The 18,451-nt window shown below is 59.4% G+C and carries 16 protein-coding genes; all 16 read left to right on the top strand.

Annotated features, from left to right (window positions below; translation table 11 throughout):
* Window positions 1–2 precede the first annotated feature (2 nt).
* The 16 genes from tsf to N2A98_RS06600 all read left to right on the top strand — a co-directional run bounded on the left by tsf (window position 3) and on the right by N2A98_RS06600 (window position 18,388).
* On the top strand, window positions 3–866 hold the full coding sequence (tsf, locus tag N2A98_RS06525) for a translation elongation factor Ts (RefSeq protein WP_003189160.1): 864 nt from the start codon (window positions 3–5) through the stop codon (window positions 864–866).
* Between the two features lie 211 nt (window positions 867–1,077).
* Entirely contained in the window at window positions 1,078–1,821 is a 744-nt protein-coding gene (pyrH, locus tag N2A98_RS06530) for a UMP kinase (protein ID WP_003189161.1), read from the top strand.
* Window positions 1,818–2,375 (top strand): ribosome recycling factor, encoded by a 558-nt coding sequence (gene frr, locus N2A98_RS06535; protein ID WP_044272521.1) that lies wholly within the window; start codon window positions 1,818–1,820, stop codon window positions 2,373–2,375. The genes pyrH and frr overlap by 4 nt, the downstream gene beginning before the upstream one ends.
* A 16-nt stretch (window positions 2,376–2,391) precedes the next feature.
* Entirely contained in the window at window positions 2,392–3,147 is a 756-nt protein-coding gene (gene uppS / locus N2A98_RS06540) for a polyprenyl diphosphate synthase (protein WP_003189167.1), read from the top strand.
* Entirely contained in the window at window positions 3,148–3,954 is an 807-nt protein-coding gene (locus N2A98_RS06545) for a phosphatidate cytidylyltransferase (RefSeq protein WP_032903249.1), read from the top strand. It begins immediately after the preceding gene.
* Window positions 3,951–5,141 (top strand): 1-deoxy-D-xylulose-5-phosphate reductoisomerase, encoded by a 1,191-nt coding sequence (gene ispC / locus N2A98_RS06550; RefSeq protein WP_047712738.1) that lies wholly within the window; start codon window positions 3,951–3,953, stop codon window positions 5,139–5,141. Before N2A98_RS06545 ends, ispC begins: the two co-directional genes overlap by 4 nt.
* 53 nt (window positions 5,142–5,194) lie before the next feature.
* The gene (rseP, locus tag N2A98_RS06555) at window positions 5,195–6,547 is read left to right on the top strand and encodes a sigma E protease regulator RseP (RefSeq protein ID WP_275623169.1); all 1,353 of its coding nucleotides are present in this window, start codon (window positions 5,195–5,197) and stop codon (window positions 6,545–6,547) included.
* Between the two features lie 74 nt (window positions 6,548–6,621).
* The gene (gene bamA / locus N2A98_RS06560) at window positions 6,622–9,009 is read left to right on the top strand and encodes an outer membrane protein assembly factor BamA (protein WP_044272528.1); all 2,388 of its coding nucleotides are present in this window, start codon (window positions 6,622–6,624) and stop codon (window positions 9,007–9,009) included.
* A gap of 45 nt (window positions 9,010–9,054) precedes the next feature.
* Window positions 9,055–9,558 carry an OmpH family outer membrane protein gene (locus N2A98_RS06565; protein ID WP_003189173.1) on the top strand — a complete coding sequence of 168 codons (504 nt, stop codon included), beginning with the start codon at window positions 9,055–9,057 and terminating at the stop codon, window positions 9,556–9,558.
* 3 nt (window positions 9,559–9,561) lie between these two features.
* Window positions 9,562–10,617: a UDP-3-O-(3-hydroxymyristoyl)glucosamine N-acyltransferase gene (lpxD, locus tag N2A98_RS06570; RefSeq protein WP_047712739.1), complete on the top strand. Its 1,056-nt coding sequence runs from the start codon at window positions 9,562–9,564 to the stop codon at window positions 10,615–10,617.
* 111 nt (window positions 10,618–10,728) lie between these two features.
* Window positions 10,729–11,169, top strand: a complete 441-nt coding sequence (gene fabZ / locus N2A98_RS06575; RefSeq protein WP_003172281.1) for a 3-hydroxyacyl-ACP dehydratase FabZ — start codon at window positions 10,729–10,731, stop codon at window positions 11,167–11,169.
* A complete protein-coding gene (gene lpxA, locus N2A98_RS06580) occupies window positions 11,166–11,942 on the top strand; it encodes an acyl-ACP--UDP-N-acetylglucosamine O-acyltransferase (RefSeq protein WP_032893181.1) in 777 nt (258 codons plus the stop codon). The genes fabZ and lpxA overlap by 4 nt, the downstream gene beginning before the upstream one ends.
* 2 nt (window positions 11,943–11,944) lie before the next feature.
* Complete coding sequence (lpxB, locus tag N2A98_RS06585; protein ID WP_275623170.1) at window positions 11,945–13,084, top strand: lipid-A-disaccharide synthase; 1,140 nt, start codon at window positions 11,945–11,947, stop codon at window positions 13,082–13,084.
* A 2-nt stretch (window positions 13,085–13,086) separates the two neighbouring features.
* Window positions 13,087–13,713, top strand: coding sequence for a ribonuclease HII (rnhB, locus tag N2A98_RS06590; RefSeq protein WP_161794314.1), 627 nt, complete (start codon window positions 13,087–13,089; stop codon window positions 13,711–13,713).
* 76 nt (window positions 13,714–13,789) lie between these two features.
* Window positions 13,790–17,311, top strand: coding sequence for a DNA polymerase III subunit alpha (dnaE, locus tag N2A98_RS06595; RefSeq protein WP_032893179.1), 3,522 nt, complete (start codon window positions 13,790–13,792; stop codon window positions 17,309–17,311).
* Window positions 17,312–17,440: 129 nt separating this feature from the next.
* Complete coding sequence (locus tag N2A98_RS06600) at window positions 17,441–18,388, top strand: acetyl-CoA carboxylase carboxyltransferase subunit alpha (RefSeq protein WP_003189182.1); 948 nt, start codon at window positions 17,441–17,443, stop codon at window positions 18,386–18,388.
* Window positions 18,389–18,451: the final 63 nt, after the last annotated feature.

Here is an 18,451-nt window from a genome sequence, read left to right on the forward strand (position 1 = left end):
AAATGGCAGAGATTACTGCAGCGTTGGTTAAAGAACTGCGTGAGCGTACCGGCGAAGGCATGATGGATTGCAAAAAGGCCTTGACCAAGGCCGGCGGCGACATCGAAAAAGCCATTGATGACATGCGTGCTTCCGGCGCCATCAAGGCTGCCAAGAAAGCAGGCAACGTGGCTGCTGAAGGCGCTATCGCTCTGAAAGAAGACGGCAAATCCGCCGTTCTGCTGGAAGTGAACTCCCAGACCGACTTCCTGGCTCTGCAGGACGACTTCAAGGCATTCGTAGCTGCCAGCGTTGAAAAAGCGTTCGCCGAGAAAATGACTGACGCCGCTCCGCTGATCGAAGCTCAAGAAGCTGATCGCCTGGTACTGGTCGGCAAGGTTGGCGAAAACGTCAACATCCGTCGCCTGGTTCGCGTTGAAGGTGATGTGGTTGGTGGTTACCTGCACGGCAACAAGATCGGTGTTGCAGTTGTTCTCAAAGGCGGCGACGTTGAGCTGGCTAAAGACATCGCAATGCACGTTGCTGCAAGCAACCCTGAGTTCCTGCTGCCTTCGGAAGTGTCTGCCGACGCAATCGAACGTGAAAAAGCTGTGTTCCTGAGCCTCAACGCCGACAAGATCGCCGGCAAGCCAGAGAACATCGTTGAAAACATGATCAAAGGCCGCATCAGCAAGTTCCTGGCTGAAGCAAGCCTGGTTGAGCAGGCGTTCGTCAAGAACCCTGAAATCAAGGTTGGCGAACTGGCCAAGAAAGCCGGTGCTGAAATCGTTTCCTTCACTTACTTCAAAGTAGGCGAAGGCATCGAGAAGCCGGTCGACAACTTCGCTGAAGAAGTTGCTGCCCAGCTGGCTGCCGCCAAGCAATAAGACAGTTCCAAACTGTCGCCGAAAGAGGCTGCCCGCTCACGCGCGCAGCCTCTTTTCAAATGGGAAGGCCAATTTTATTTGGTTTCCTCTCGGAACTGGCTTACAAAGCCGTGTTCCGATGGCGCTGTGACAGCGTCCAGCTAGAGTGAACGCAAGCCGTAAACGGCTCGCCAAGAATTTTTTAAAAAATACGCCGCAGGAGAGATTCGCAATGGCTCAGCAGGGCAGTGGTTATCAGGCTCGCTATAAACGCATTCTACTCAAGCTCAGCGGCGAGGCCCTGATGGGCTCGGAAGAGTTCGGGATCGACCCCAAGGTGCTTGACCGCATGGCGCTGGAAGTCGGCCAATTGGTCGGTATCGGCGTGCAGGTCGGCCTGGTGATTGGTGGTGGCAACCTGTTCCGCGGTGCGGCACTGAGTGCTGCCGGTATGGACCGGGTTACCGGCGACCACATGGGCATGCTGGCCACTGTGATGAACGCCCTGGCCATGCGCGACGCCCTGGAGCGCGCCAACATCTCGGCCATCGTGATGTCGGCTATTTCCATGGTTGGCGTGACCGATCACTATGATCGCCGCAAAGCCATGCGCCACCTCAACTCCAAGGAAGTGGTGATCTTTGCCGCTGGCACCGGTAACCCGTTCTTCACCACCGACTCGGCCGCATGCCTGCGTGCTATCGAAATCGATGCCGACGTGGTGTTGAAGGCGACCAAGGTGGATGGCGTATACACTGCAGACCCATTCAAAGACCCGCATGCCGAGAAGTTCGATCATCTGACCTACGATGAAGTACTGGATCGCAAGCTGGGTGTCATGGACCTGACCGCTATCTGCCTGTGCCGCGACCACAAGATGCCGCTGCGCGTATTTAACATGAACAAGCCCGGCGCCCTGCTGAATATCGTACACGGCGGCGCAGAAGGGACTCTGATCGAGGAAGGCCAACAATGATCAACGAAATCAAGAAAGACGCTCAAGAGCGTATGCAGAAATCCCTGGAATCCCTGGCCCATGCATTTGGCCAGATTCGCACAGGCAAGGCGCACCCCAGCATCCTGGGTAGCGTGATGGTCCCGTATTACGGCACAGATACCTCCATCACCCAAGTGGCTAACATCACCGTAAAAGACTCTCGCACTCTGCAAGTCGTGGCCTTCGAGCGCAACATGCTCGCTGCCGTCGACAAGGCGATCCAGAGCGCTGGCCTGAACCTCAACCCGACCAACCTGGGCGAGTTGCTGCTGATCTCCATGCCTGCCCTGACCGAAGAAACCCGCAAGGGCTTCACCAAGCAGGCGCGCAGTGCCGCTGAAGATGCCCGTGTTGCCGTGCGTAACATCCGTCGTGATGCTTTGAGCGAGCTGAAAAAGCTGGTCAAGGACAAGGAAATCAGTGAAGACGAGGAGCGTCGTGCTGCGGCCGACATCCAGAAACTGACCGACAAGTTTGAGGCTGAAATCGACACTGCCACTAAGCAAAAAGAAGCGGACCTGATGGCCGTATAAGGGTCAGGACGCCTTCATGGAAAAGACCAAGCAGACTGTGCCCTCCGTGGTGCCGCGCCATGTCGCGATCATCATGGATGGGAATAATCGCTGGGCGAAAAAACGCTTTATGCCGGGTGTTGCCGGGCATAAAGCGGGTGTTGACGCGGTAAGGGCGGTGATTGAGGTGTGCGCCGAGGCCAAGGTCGAAGTGCTGACCTTGTTCGCGTTCTCCAGTGAGAACTGGCAGCGGCCCGCCGATGAGGTCAGTGCCTTGATGGACCTGTTCTTCAAGGCTCTGCGTCGTGAGGCCAAGCGCCTCAACGACAACAACATCAGTCTGCGCATCATTGGTGATCGCTCGCGGTTCCATCCGGAACTGCAAACGGCCATGCGCGAAGCCGAGGCCATCACTGCCGGCAGTAACCGTTTTGTGTTGCAGATCGCAGCCAACTACGGCGGCCAGTGGGATATCGCCCAGGCTGCACAGCGGCTGGCCCGCGAAGTGCAGGCCGGCCATCTGCGCCCGGATGACATCACGCCCGAACTGTTGCAAACCTGCCTGGTGACCGGCGACCTGCCGTTGCCGGACTTGTGCATTCGTACCGGTGGCGAGCATCGCATCAGCAACTTCCTGCTGTGGCAGCTGGCTTACACCGAGCTGTACTTCTCCGACCTGTTCTGGCCGGACTTCAAACACGATGCCATGCGTAATGCGCTGGCCGATTTCGCTTCCCGTCAGCGTCGCTTCGGTAAAACGAGCGAGCAGATCGAAGCTGGAGCCCGGGTTTAAATGCTTAAACAACGAATCATCACGGCGCTGATCCTGCTGCCGATTGCCTTGTGCGGTTTTTTCCTGCTCGACGGTTCCGGCTTTGCGCTGTTCATCGGCCTGGTCGTGACTCTTGGTGCCTGGGAATGGGCGCGCCTGGCGGGCTTCGTCAACCAGTTGCCGCGCGTGGCCTACGCCGCCGTGGTCGCGCTGTTGTTGTTCTTCATGTACATCCTGCCGGATATCGCGCCTTGGGTACTGGGTGCGGCAGTGTTGTGGTGGGCGTTGGCGACTTTCCTGGTGCTCACCTATCCGCGCACCAGTGGCCAATGGTCCAGCGTGGCCTGCAAGCTGGTGATTGGCCTGGCAATCCTGTTGCCGGCCTGGCAAGGGCTGGTGGAGATCAAGCGTTACCCGCTGGGCAACGAATTGATCCTGGCGGTGATGGTGTTGGTGTGGGGGGCTGATATTGGCGCCTACTTCTCGGGTCGAGCCTTCGGCAAGCGCAAGCTGGCCCCGGCCGTCAGCCCAGGCAAGAGCTGGGAGGGCGTATACGGCGGCCTGGCCTTGACGCTGCTGATCACGCTGGTGGTCGGTGTGGTGCGCGACTGGTCGGTAAAGGAAGTGCTCCTGGCCTTGCTGGGTACGGCTATCGTCGTGTTCATCTCGGTGGTGGGCGACCTGACCGAAAGCATGTTCAAGCGCCAGGCAGGTATCAAGGACAGCAGTAACCTGCTGCCAGGTCATGGCGGTGTGCTTGATCGTATCGACAGCCTTACCGCTGCGCTACCGATCTTTGCCGTGCTGTTGTGGATGATCGCTTCGTGAGCCGCCTGCAGCAGGTTACGGTGCTGGGCGCAACCGGTTCGGTCGGGCTCAGTACCCTGGACGTCATTGCGCGTCACCCCGATCGCTATCAGGTTTTCGCCCTGACTGGCTTCACGCGTTTGCGCGAGTTGCTGGCCTTGTGCGTGCGTCACTCGCCGCGCTTTGCCGTGGTGCCAGAGGCGGCTGCGGCTCGCGGTCTGCAGGACGATCTGCGGGCTGCCGGGCTGGCCACTCAGGTGCTGGTCGGCGAGGCAGGGTTGTGCCAGGTCTCGGCCGATGCGGACGTGGATACCGTGGTGGCGGCGATTGTGGGCGCAGCAGGTTTGCGCCCGACCTTGGCGGCGGTTGATGCTGGCAAGAAAATCCTGCTGGCCAATAAAGAAGCCTTGGTCATGTCCGGCGCACTCTTTATGCAAGCGGTGCGCAAGAGCGGCGCGGTGTTGCTGCCTCTGGACAGCGAGCACAACGCCATCTTCCAGTGCATGCCCGGTGATTTTGCCCGCGGCTTGAGCCAGGTCGGCGTGCGCCGGATTCTACTGACGGCATCTGGCGGACCCTTCCGCCAGACTCCGTCGGCCGAGCTGGAGCATGTGTCGCCCGATCAGGCGTGCGCACACCCGAACTGGTCCATGGGGCGCAAAATCTCGGTGGATTCGGCGAGCATGATGAACAAGGGCCTGGAGTTGATCGAGGCCTGCTGGTTGTTCGATGCGCGGCCTGACCAGGTTGAGGTGGTGATTCACCCACAAAGTGTGATCCATTCCCTGGTCGATTACGTGGATGGTTCGGTGTTGGCGCAGTTGGGTAACCCGGACATGCGTACACCGATTGCCAACGCTCTGGCGTGGCCTGAGCGCATTGATTCCGGTGTGGCGCCATTGGACCTGTTTGCGATTGCGCGTCTGGACTTCGAAGCTCCGGACGAGCAGCGTTTCCCGTGTTTGCGCCTGGCGCGGCAAGCGGCCGAGGCGGGTAACAGTGCCCCGGCGATGCTTAACGCGGCCAATGAAGTGGCGGTGGCGGCGTTTCTTGAACGGCGCATCCGCTTTCCACAGATCGCGAGTATCATCGAGGACGTCCTGGCGCTTGAGCCTGTGGTGGCGGTGAACGATCTGGAGGCGGTGTTCGAGGCTGACACCAAGGCCCGCGCCCTGGCCGGGCAATGGTTGGATCGCAACGCGGGTTAGGCTGCGGGCAGGTTTGAGTCTTCAGGCATTGGATTGAAGTGCGGAGAAATTAGATGAGTGCGCTCTACATGATTGTCGGCACCCTGGTTGCTCTGGGTGTGTTGGTGACCTTCCACGAATTCGGCCACTTCTGGGTGGCGCGTCGTTGCGGCGTCAAGGTATTGCGCTTTTCCGTCGGTTTCGGCATGCCGTTGTTGCGCTGGCATGACCGCCGCGGCACTGAGTTTGTCATTGCTGCTATCCCGTTGGGCGGCTACGTCAAGATGCTCGATGAGCGCGAAGGCGAAGTGCCTGCCGACCAGTTGGACCAATCCTTCAATCGCAAGACCGTTCGTCAGCGTATTGCGATTGTTGCGGCGGGGCCGATTGCCAACTTCCTGTTGGCGATGGTGTTCTTCTGGGTCTTGGCCATGCTGGGCAGCCAGCAGGTGCGCCCGGTCATTGGTGCGGTCGAAGCGGACAGCATCGCGGCCAAGGCTGGCCTGACGGCTGGGCAGGAAATTGTATCCATTGATGGCGAACCCACCACGGGCTGGGGCGCGGTCAACTTGCAGTTGGTACGCCGCCTGGGCGAGAGCGGCACCGTCAATGTGGTGGTGCGCGACCAGGATTCCAGCGCCGAAACCCCGCGGGCATTGGCGCTGGACCATTGGCTCAAGGGCGCTGATGAGCCCGATCCGATCAAGTCCCTGGGGATCCGCCCTTGGCGTCCGACCTTGCCGCCGGTGCTGGCCGAGCTCGACCCGAAAGGCCCGGCCCAGGCTGCTGGCCTGAAAACCGGTGATCGCTTGCTGGCCCTTGATGGCCAGGCGCTGGGTGACTGGCAGCAGGTGGTCGACCTGGTGCGTGTGCGCCCTGATACAAAAATTGTGCTGAAAGTTGAGCGCGACGGTGCTCAAATCGACGTCCCTGTGACCTTGTCGGTGCGAAGCGAAGCCAAGGCAGCCGGGGGTTACCTGGGTGCCGGGGTCAAGGGTGTCGAATGGCCGCCATCGATGGTGCGAGAGGTCAGCTACGGGCCTTTGGCCGCGATTGGCGAGGGTGCGAAACGCACCTGGACCATGAGCGTGCTGACCCTCGAATCCCTCAAGAAAATGTTGTTCGGTGAGCTCTCGGTAAAAAACTTGAGTGGACCGATAACCATTGCTAAAGTGGCGGGCGCTTCTGCCCAGTCGGGTGTCGCGGATTTCCTGAATTTCCTGGCTTATCTGAGTATTAGCCTTGGGGTTCTGAATTTGCTGCCCATTCCAGTATTGGATGGGGGGCATCTGCTGTTTTATCTGGTCGAGTGGGTGCGTGGTCGCCCCTTGTCGGATCGGGTGCAGGGTTGGGGGATACAGATCGGTATCAGTTTGGTGGTCGGGGTGATGTTGTTAGCCCTGGTCAACGATCTGGGACGTCTGTAACGCTTCGCTGAATTGCGAATCTGCCGCATTTTGCGGCAGTTTGTTTATTGCCAGTTGGAATAAGAAAGGACTTCATGAAACGTCTGCTGCTAACTGCGGTTCTCACCGTATTGATGATCGCCGAAGTTCACGCCGAGTCCTTCACCATCTCCGATATTCGCGTCAACGGCCTCCAGCGGGTTTCCGCGGGTAGCGTCTTTGGTGCCTTGCCGTTGAACGTCGGGGAACAGGCGGATGATCGTCGCCTGGTGGAATCCACTCGTGCGCTGTTCAAAACCGGGTTCTTTCAAGATATCCAACTGGGTCGCGAAGGCAACGTCCTGGTCATCACGGTCGTCGAGCGACCTTCCGTCGCGAGTATCGCGATCGAAGGTAACAAGGCCATCTCCACTGAAGACCTGATGAAGGGCCTGAAGCAATCGGGCCTGGCCGAGGGCGAGATCTTCCAGCGCGCGACCCTTGAGGGTGTGCGTAACGAGCTGCAACGCCAGTACGTTGCCCAGGGCCGCTACTCCGCGACGGTGGAAACCGAAGTGATCCCCCAGCCTCGTAACCGTGTGGGCCTGAAGGTCAACATCAACGAAGGTACCGTGGCCGCCATCCAGCACATCAACGTCGTGGGTAACACCAAGTTCCCTGATGAAGACCTGGTTGACCTGTTCGAACTCAAGACCACCAACTGGTTGTCGTTCTTCAAGAACGATGACAAGTACGCCCGTGAAAAACTCTCCGGTGACCTGGAACGCCTGCGCTCCTACTACCTGGACCGTGGCTACATCAACATGGACATCGCTTCGACCCAGGTGTCCATCACCCCGGACAAGAAGCACGTCTACATCACCGTCAACGTCAACGAAGGCGAGAAGTACAAGGTTCGTGACGTCAAGCTCAGCGGCGACCTGAAAGTGCCTGAAGACCAGGTCAAGTCCCTGCTGCTGGTGCAGAAGGACCAGGTGTTCTCGCGCAAGCTGATGACCACCACCTCTGAACTGATCACCCGTCGCCTGGGTAACGAAGGCTATACCTTCGCCAACGTCAACGGCGTGCCGACCCCGAATGATGAAGACCACACGGTGGACATCACCTTCGTCGTCGATCCAGGCAAGCGTGCCTACGTCAACCGCATCAACTTCCGTGGCAACACCAAGTCTGCGGACGAAGTGCTGCGTCGTGAAATGCGTCAGATGGAAGGTGGCTGGGCTTCGACCTACCTGATCGACCAGTCCAAGACCCGTCTTGAGCGCCTGGGCTTCTTCAAGGAAGTCAACGTCGAAACCCCGGCTGTACCGGGTGTGGATGACCAGGTTGACGTGAACTACGCCGTTGAAGAACAAGCCTCGGGTTCGATCACCGCCAGCGTCGGTTTCGCTCAGAGCGCCGGTTTGATCCTGGGTGGTTCCATCACGCAGAACAACTTCCTGGGTACCGGTAACCGTGTGTCCATCGGCCTGACCCGCAGCGAATACCAGAGCCGATACAACTTCGGCTACACCGACCCCTACTGGACTGCAGACGGTGTGAGCCTGGGCTACAACGCCTTCTACCGCACCACCGACTACAAAGACCTCGATGTTGACGTCGCAAGCTATGCGATCGACAGCCTGGGTGCTGGTGTCAACGTGGGTTACCCGATCAGCGAGACGTCGCGCCTGACCTTCGGCCTCACCGCACAGCAGGATGAGATCAAGACCGGTGTGTACACCGTGGACGAAATCTTTGACTTCACCCGTCGTGAAGGCGACAAGTTCCTGAACTTCAAGGCGTCTGCCGGCTGGTCCGAGTCGACCCTGAACAAAGGCGTACTGGCAACCCGCGGCCACTCCCAGAGCCTGACTGCGGAAGTCACCACGCCGGGCAGCGACCTGTCGTTCTTCAAGCTCGACTACCGCGGCCAGTTGTTCCAACCGTTGAGCGATAACTACACCATGCGCCTGCACACAGAGCTGGGCTATGGCGACGGTTATGGTTCGACCAATGGCTTGCCGTTCTATGAAAACTACTATGCTGGTGGCTTCAACTCGGTACGTGGCTTCAAGGACAGTACCCTGGGCCCGCGTGGTACCCCAAGCCGTGGTGTTGGCGTGACGGGTAACCGAGGCACAACTGCTGATTCGGACAACGACCCGCTGCCATTCGGTGGTAACGTGCTGATCCAGGGTGGTGCGGAGATTCTGTTCCCGCTGCCGTTCGTCAAGGACCAGCGTTCCCTGCGTACTTCGGTCTTCTGGGACGTGGGTAACGTGTTCGACTCCAAGTGCGATCAGATCACCAACCCGAGTGGCGTGAAGTCCAACACCCAATGCAACGACGTGAGCCTCAGCAACCTGGCAAGCTCCGTCGGCGTGGGTGTGACCTGGGTGACTGCGCTGGGCCCGTTGAGCTTTGCTCTGGCCATGCCGATCAAGAAACCGGATAACGCTGAAACCCAGATTTTCCAATTCTCCCTCGGCCAGACGTTCTAAGCGTCTGACCTAAGATAACGACAACGGATTCTGTAGGAGTACATCGTGCGTAAGTTGACTCAATTGGTCTTGCTGGCCACTGTGCTGGTCACCACCCCGGCCTTCGCCGAAATGAAAATCGCGGTCCTGAACTATCAGATGGCCCTGCTGGAGTCCGATGCGGCCAAGCGATACGCCGTGGATGCCGAGAAGAAATTCGGTCCGCAGCTGACCAAGCTCAAGACGCTGGAAAGCAGCGCCAAGGGTATCCAGGACCGCCTGGTAGCCGGTGGCGACAAGATGCAGCAAGGCGAGCGCGAGCGTCTGGAGCTTGAATTCAAGCAAAAGGCCCGTGACTACCAGTTCCAATCCAAGGAGCTGAACGAAGCCAAGGCTGTGGCCGACCGCGAAATGCTCAAGCAGCTCAAGCCGAAATTGGACAGCGCTGTGGAAGAAGTCATCAAGAAGGGTGCCTTTGACCTGGTGTTCGAGCGTGGCGCCGTGATCGACGTCAAGCCTCAATACGACATCACCCGCCAGGTGATCGAGCGCATGAACCAGCTGAAGTAAACCATGACAGCGACTATCAAGCTCGGCGAGTTGGCCGAGTTCCTGGGGGCCACCTTGCGTGGCTCCAAGGAGAAAGAAATCACTGGGCTAGCCACCTTGCAGGAGGCTGGCCCAGCTCAGTTGAGCTTCCTCGCAAATCCTCAATACCGTAAATACCTGGTCGACTGCCAGGCCGCAGCCGTGTTGCTGAAGGCCGCCGACGCCGAAGGGTTTATCGGGGATGCGCTGGTGGTGGCCGATCCGTACCTGTCGTACGCCAAGGCGTCGCACCTGTTCGATCCCAAGCCGAAGGCGGCTGGCGGTATTCACCCGTCTGCCGTGATCGCCGAGGATGCCCAGGTTGACCCGACGGCCAGCATCGGCGCGTTTGCCGTGATCGAGAGTGGAGCGCGTATTGGTGCAGGCGTCACCGTGGGTGCCCACTGTTTCATCGGCGCGCGCTGCGAAATTGGTGCCGATGGCTGGCTGGCTCCTCGCGTAACCCTGTACCACGATGTGCGTATCGGTCAGCGTGTGGTCATCCAGTCGGGCGCCGTGATCGGCGGTGAGGGCTTCGGCTTTGCCAATGCCAAGGGCATCTGGCACAAGATCGCCCAAGTCGGTGGCGTATTGATCGGCGATGATGTGGAGATCGGCGTGAACACTGCTGTGGATCGCGGGGCCCTGGCCGATACCGTGATCGGTAACGGTGTGAAGCTCGATAACCAGATCCAGATCGCCCACAACGTGCAGATTGGCGATCACACCGCCATGGCCGCCTGCGTGGGGATTTCCGGCAGCACCAAGATCGGCAAGCATTGCATGCTCGCCGGTGGCGTAGGGCTGGTGGGGCATATCGACATTTGCGACAACGTCTTCATCACCGGCATGACCATGGTGACCCACTCGATCACAGAGCCAGGGGCCTATTCGTCCGGTACCGCGATGCAACCTGCGGCCGAATGGCGCAAGAGTGCCGCGCGTTTGAGGAAGATCGACGACATGGCACGACGTATCAAACAGCTTGAAAAGCGTGTCGGGGACGTGACCCCCGGCGGTAATGCTTCATCAGAAGGCTGATACCATTTCCATATCAAGTGTGCGCAGCCGCTAGACGGCCTCCTTGATTTGCTAGCGGGGCGTGCGCCTGGTGCGCCCGCCCCCAATCTTTATTACAGGCTTCCCCCCGAAATGATGGACATCAACGAGATTCGCGAATACCTGCCTCACCGTTACCCGTTCCTGCTGGTGGACCGCGTAGTGGACCTCAACGTCGAGGAAAAGCGCATTCGTGCCTACAAGAATGTCAGCATCAACGAACCATTCTTCAACGGTCACTTTCCTGCGCATCCAATCATGCCGGGTGTGTTGATCATCGAAGCCATGGCCCAGGCTGCCGGTATCCTTGGTTTCAAAATGCTCGACCTCAAGCCTGCCGACGGCACGCTTTACTATTTCGTGGGTTCCGACAAGCTGCGTTTTCGCAACCCGGTCACCCCGGGTGACCAGTTGATCCTGGAAGCCAAGTTCATCAGTTGCAAGCGCCAGATCTGGAAGTTCGAATGCCAGGCCTCGGTAGATGGCAAGCCGGTGTGCTCTGCCGAGATCATCTGTGCGGAACGCAAACTATGAGTTTGATTGACCCTCGCGCAATCATCGATCCGTCGGCCGTACTGGCCGCCGACGTTGAGGTCGGCCCTTGGTCGATCGTCGGCGCAGGTGTGGAAATCGGCGAGGGGACTGTCATCGGGCCACACGTGATCCTTAAAGGTCCGACCCGTATTGGCAAACACAATCGTATCTACCAGTTCTCCTCGGTAGGCGAAGACACCCCGGACATGAAGTACAAGGGTGAAGAAACACGCCTGGTCATCGGTGACCACAACATCATTCGTGAAGGCGTCACCATTCACCGCGGCACCGTGCAGGATCGCGCTGAAACCACGTTGGGCGATCACAACCTGGTGATGGCCTATGCGCATATCGGCCATGACAGCGTGATCGGCAACCATTGCATCCTGGTCAACAACACCGCGTTGGCAGGCCATGTGCACGTTGACGATTGGGCGATCCTCTCCGGTTTTACCCTGGTGCATCAGTACTGCCATATCGGCGCCCACAGCTTTTCCGGTATGGGCACCGCCATTGGCAAGGATGTCCCGGCGTTCGTGACGGTATTTGGCAACCCTGCCGAAGCCCGTAGCATGAATTTTGAAGGCATGCGTCGTCGCGGTTTCAGTGAAGAAGCCATCCACGCCCTGCGCCGTGCCTACAAGACGGTTTACCGCCAAGGGTTGACCGTGGAGCAGGCCCTGGCCGAGCTGGCAGAGCCTGCCACGCAGTTTCCGGAAGTCGCGGTGTTCCGTGACTCTATCCAGACCTCGACTCGCGGCATCACCCGCTGATCATGGCCACTCTGCGTATTGCGCTCGTGGCCGGTGAAGCTTCCGGCGATATCCTGGGTGCCGGCTTGATGCGGGCGCTCAAGGCCCAGCATCCGGCGGTGGACTTTATCGGGGTCGGCGGCCCGTTGATGCAGGCCGAAGGCCTGACCTCCTACTTCCCCATGGAGCGCCTGTCGGTCATGGGGCTGGTAGAAGTCTTGGGACGCCTGCGTGAGCTGCTGGCTCGCCGCAAGCTGCTGATCAAGACGCTGATCGAAGAAAAGCCTGACGTCTTTATCGGCATCGATGCGCCGGATTTCACGCTCAATATCGAACTCAAGTTGCGTCAGGCCGGGATCAAGACCGTGCACTACGTCAGCCCATCCGTATGGGCGTGGCGCCAGAAGCGCGTGTTGAAAATCCGCGAAGGCTGCGACCTGATGTTGACGTTGCTGCCGTTCGAAGCCCGGTTCTACGAAGAGAAGGGCGTGCCGGTGCGGTTTGTCGGCCACACCTTGGCTGACGCCATTCCCTTGCAGGCTGACCGTGCTGCCGCGCGCGCCGAGCTGGGTTTGCCCGATGGCCCCTTGGTTGCGTTGATGCCAGGGAGTCGTGGCGGCGAGGTGGGGCGCTTGGGCGCGTTGTTTTTTGATGCCGCCGAGCTTCTGCAAGCGCAAAAGCCGGGGATCCGCTTTGTGCTGCCCTGTGCCAGCCCGCAACGCCGTGCCCAGATCGAAAACCTGTTGGAAGGTCGTAACCTGCCACTGACCCTGCTCGATGGCCAGTCCCACCTGGCGCTGGCAGCCTGCGATGCGGTGTTGATCGCCTCGGGCACTGCCACGCTGGAGGCCCTGCTGTACAAGCGGCCGATGGTCGTGGCCTATCGCCTGGCGCCACTGACCTTCTGGATTCTCAAGCGCATGGTCAAGAGCCCTTACATTTCCTTGCCCAACCTGCTGGCACAGCGCCTGCTGGTGCCGGAGTTGTTGCAGGACGATGCAACGCCCGAAGCGCTTGCGCAAACTCTACTACCCTTGATCGAGGGCGGCGAAGAGCAGACCCGTGGTTTCGACGACATTCACCGCACGTTGCGCCGTGATGCCTCGAACCAGGCGGCCGATGCCGTACTGACCTTGATCGGCCATAAACAGGACGCCTTATGACCATGCAAATGGGCCTGGATTTCAGCCTCGTTGCCCAAGCCCACGAACTGGTGGCGGGTGTTGACGAAGTCGGGCGCGGCCCGCTGTGTGGCGCTGTGGTCACGGCGGCGGTGATCCTTGATCCGAACCGCCCGATCCTGGGGCTCAACGATTCGAAGAAACTCACCGAAGCCCGTCGCGAAAAACTCTATGACGAGATCTGTGAAAAGGCCCTGAGCTGGCATATCGCCCGGGCTGAAGTCGAAGAAATCGACGCGCTGAATATCCTGCACGCCACCATGCTGGCGATGCAGCGCGCAGTGGAAGGGCTGCACATCACCCCGAAAATGGCGATGATCGACGGCAACCGTTGCCCCAAGCTGACGATGCCGTCCGAAGCGGTGGTCAAGGGCGATAGCAAGGTTCCCGCCATTGCCGCCGCCTCGATCCTGGCCAAGGTCAGCCGCGACCGTGAAATGGCCGCGTTCGAATTGATCTATCCCGGCTACGGGATTGGCGGGCATAAGGGCTACCCGACGCCCGTTCATCTGGAAGCCCTGGCTCGGCTCGGCCCCACCCCGATCCATCGCCGCTCGTTTGCCCCGGTACGCCAGGCTTATGAGGCCCGTGAAAGCCTGATCGAGGTTTAGCAGTAAGGCTGATGTTTTTACCCAGGCCCGGTACAATCCGGGCCTTGTTGTTTTCATGTATCAAGACAGGATCACTATGCCGGCTTCATTCGTTCATCTACGCCTGCACACTGAGTACTCCCTGGTCGACGGCCTGGTACGGATCAAACCGCTGGTCAAAACCCTGGTGGGCATGAACATGCCTGCGGTCGCGGTTACCGACCAGAACAACATGTGTTCCCTGGTCAAGTTCTACAAGAACGCCATGGGCGCCGGCATCAAGCCGATCTGCGGCGCCGACCTGTGGCTGTCCAACAAAGACCCGGATAACCCCCTGAGCCGCATCAGCCTGCTGGCGATGAACGGTGTGGGTTATCGCAACCTCACCGAACTGATCTCCCGTGGCTTTATCGACGGCCAGCGCAACGGCTCGATCATCATCGAACGCGAGTGGGTGGCCGAAGCCAGCGAGGGCCTGATCATGCTCTCGGCGGCCAAAGAGGGTGAAATCGGTATCGCGCTGCTGGGCGGCAACCCCCAGGAAGCCGAGGTGCTGGCGCGCGAGTGGATGCAGGTATTCCCGGGCCGTTTCTACCTGGAAGTGCAGCGTACCAATCGCCCCAATGATGAAGAGCATCTGCACGCTGCCGTAGCCCTGGCCGACAAGCTGGGTGCGCCGCTGGTGGCGACCAACGATGTGCGCTTTATCAAGAAAGAAGATTTCGAAGCCCACGAAACCCGCGTGTGCATCGGCGAAGGCCGGGCCCTGGACGACCCGCGCCGTTCGAAGAACTACAGCGAAGAGCAGTACCTCAAAAGCGCCGATGAAATGGCGGAGCTGTTCAGCGATTTGCCCGAGGCCCTTGAGAACTCCGTCGAGATCGCCAAGCGCTGCAACATTGAAGTAAAGCTGGGCAAGCACTTCCTGCCCAACTTCCCGATTCCCGATGGCATGACCATCGACGAATATTTTCGCAAAGTGTCGTTCGATGGCCTGGAAGAACGCCTGAGCGTCCTGCTGCCCAAGGACACCACCGAGGACTACGAAGCCAAGCGCCAGGTGTATGTCGATCGGTTGAATTTCGAGCTGGATATCATCATCCAGATGGGATTCCCCGGTTACTTCCTGATCGTAATGGACTTTATCCAGTGGGCCAAAAACAACGGCGTACCGGTAGGTCCGGGCCGGGGGTCAGGTGCTGGCTCGCTGGTGGCCTATGTACAGAAGATCACCGACCTTGACCCGCTGGAATATGACCTGCTGTTCGAACGGTTCCTGAACCCGGAACGGGTTTCCATGCCCGACTTCGACGTTGACTTCTGCATGGATGGCCGAGACCGCGTGATTGAATACGTGGCCGAGAAATATGGCCGCAACGCGGTAAGCCAGATCATCACCTTCGGTTCCATGGCCGCCAAAGCGGTAATCCGCGACGTGGCGCGGGTGCAGGGCAAGTCCTACGGTTTGGCGGACCGCCTGTCGAAGATGATCCCGTTCGAAGTCGGCATGACCCTGGAAAAAGCCTACGAGCAGGAAGAAATCCTGCGCGACTTTATCAAGGTCGATGAAGAAGCCGCCGAAATCTGGGACATGGCGCGCAAGCTCGAAGGTGTGGTGCGTAACGTCGGTAAACACGCCGGCGGTGTGGTTATCGCGCCGACCAAGCTCACCGACTTTTCGCCGATCTATTGCGATGAAGAAGGCGACGGCCTGGTCACCCAGTTCGACAAGGACGACGTGGAGGCGGCCGGCCTGGTGAAGTTCGACTTCCTCGGCCTGCGGACCCTGACGATCATCGACTGGGCGCTCAAGACCATCAACCGCGACCGTGCCAAGGTCGGCGAAGAACCGCTGGATATCGCGTTTATCCCGCTGGACGATAAACCGACCTACAGCCTGCTGCAAAAAGCCGAAACCACCGCGGTGTTCCAGCTTGAATCCCGGGGCATGAAAGAGCTGATCAAAAAGCTCAAGCCCGACTGCCTGGAAGACTTGATCGCACTGGTGGCCCTGTTCCGTCCGGGCCCGCTGCAATCGGGCATGGTGGATGACTTCATCAACCGTAAACACGGGCGTGCCGAGCTGGCTTATCCGCACTCCGACTACCAGTATGAGGGCCTCAAGCCCGTACTGGCGCCGACCTACGGCATCATCCTGTACCAGGAACAGGTGATGCAGATCGCCCAGGTGATGGCCGGCTACACCCTCGGCGGTGCGGACATGCTGCGTCGCGCCATGGGTAAGAAAAAGCCCGAGGAAATGGCCAAGCAACGCGGCGGTTTCATTGAAGGCTGCGCGACTAACAACATCGATGCCGACCTGGCCGGTAACATCTTCGACCTGGTAGAAAAATTCGCCGGTTATGGCTTCAACAAATCCCACTCCGCCGCCTACGGCCTGGTGTCGTACCAGACCGCCTGGCTGAAAGCCCACTACCCGGCGCCGTTCATGGCGGCGGTACTCTCGGCGGATATGCACAACACCGACAAGGTTGTGACCTTGATCGAGGAAGTGCGCACCATGAAGCTGCGTCTCGACGCGCCGGACGTGAACGCTTCGGAGTTCAAGTTCACGGTGAACGACGAAGGCCGCATCATCTATGGCCTCGGCGCGATCAAGGGCGTGGGCGAAGGCCCGGTGGAGGCCATTACCGAAGCGCGTCAGGACGGGCCGTTCAAAGACCTGTTCGATTTCTGCGCGCGGGTGGACCTCAAGCGCATCAACAAGCGTACCCTCGATGGCCTGATCCGCAGCGGCGCACTCGACCGTCTTGGCCCGTACTTCCATGATGAGCCGAAGGCTTACCAGGCCAATATCGACCGCAACCGCGCGGTGCTGCTGACCGCCATGGAAGAGGCGATCAAGGCTGCCGAACAGACTGCCCGTACCCATGACAGCGGCCACGCCGACCTGTTTGGCGGGCTATTCGTCGAAGAGGATGCGGATGTCTATGCCAACCACCGCAAGGCCAAGGAACTGACCCTCAAGGAACGTCTGAAAGGTGAGAAAGATACCTTGGGCCTCTACCTCACCGGCCACCCGATTGACGAGTACGAAGGCGAAATCCGCCGTTTCGCCCGTCAGCGCATCATCGACCTGAAACCGGCGCGGGATACCCAGACCGTCGCCGGCATGATCATCGCCCTGCGGGTGATGAAAAATAAGAAGGGCGACAAGATGGGCTTCATCACCCTCGATGACCGCTCGGGCCGCATCGAAGCGTCATTGTTTGCCGACGCGTTCCACTCCGCCCAGTCGCTGCTGCAAACCGACGCCATGGTGGTGGTGGAAGGGGAGGTCAGCAATGATGACTTCTCCGGTGGTCTGCGCCTGCGTATCAAGCGGGTGATGAGCATGGAAGATGCCCGCACCAACCTGGCCGAGAGCCTGCGCCTGAAGGTCAAGACCGAAGCGCTTAAAGGCGATCAGCTACGCTGGTTGGGGGACTTGCTCAAACGCCACCGTGGCGCATGCCCGGTGACCATGGAGTACACCGGTAGCGATGCCAAGGCCATGTTGCAGTTTGGTGAGACGTGGCGAATTGATCCCGCTGATGGCTTGATTCAAGCTTTGCGTGACCAGTTCGGGCGAGACAACGTCTTCCTCCAATACCGTTGACGGTCAGATGAGTCTGATCTCGACTAAACATTTAATCTCGACCTAAACGCGCCTCTCCCTTAAGGTAGGGCGCGAATAGACAACCGGCTGGCCAGGCACCCCTTGGCCGTCGACCCAAGACGGACGCTTATGAACCCGAATTTTCTTGATTTCGAACAGCCGATCGCTGACCTGCAAGCCAAGATCGAAGAGCTGCGCCTGGTCGGCAATGACAATTCGCTGAATATCGGCGATGAGATCGCTCGCCTGCAAGACAAGAGCAGCACGCTCACCGAAGACATCTTCGGCAAGCTGACCAGCTGGCAGATCGCACGCCTGGCTCGCCACCCGCGCCGTCCTTACACCCTGGACTACATCGAGCACATCTTCACCGAGTTCGACGAGTTGCATGGCGACCGTCACTTCTCCGACGACGCGGCCATCGTGGGCGGCATCGCTCGCCTGGACGACCAGCCGGTGATGGTGATCGGTCACCAGAAAGGCCGCGAAGTGCGCGAGAAAGTACGCCGCAACTTCGGCATGCCGCGCCCGGAAGGCTACCGCAAGGCGTGCCGCCTGATGGAAATGGCCGAGCGTTTCAAGATGCCGATCCTGACCTTCATCGACACGCCGGGTGCCTACCCAGGTATCGACGCCGAAGAGCGCAACCAGAGCGAAGCGATTGCCTGGAACCTGCGCGTCATGGCCCGCCTGAAAACCCCGATCATCGCCACCGTGATTGGTGAAGGTGGTTCTGGCGGTGCGTTGGCCATTGGTGTCTGCGACCAACTGAACATGTTGCAGTACTCGACCTACGCAGTGATCTCGCCGGAAGGTTGTGCCTCGATCCTGTGGAAAACCGCCGAAAAGGCGCCGGACGCTGCCGAAGCCATGGGCATCACCGCCGATCGCCTTAAAGGCCTGGGTATCGTCGACAAAGTCATCGCCGAGCCACTGGGCGGTGCCCACCGTGACCCGGCTGCGGCTGCTGCGACCATCCGTGCCGAGTTGGGTTCGCAACTGGCGATGCTCAAGAAGCTGGATAACGAAGCGCTGCTGGCTCGTCGTTATGAGCGCCTGATGAGCTACGGTCTCTAAGAGCGACGTAGTACCCAAATGTGGGAGCGGGCTTGCTCGCGAAAGCGGTGTATCAGACACATA

This window comes from Pseudomonas sp. FJ2-5-13, from assembly GCF_029201605.1.
GTDB lineage: Bacteria > Pseudomonadota > Gammaproteobacteria > Pseudomonadales > Pseudomonadaceae > Aquipseudomonas > Aquipseudomonas lactis.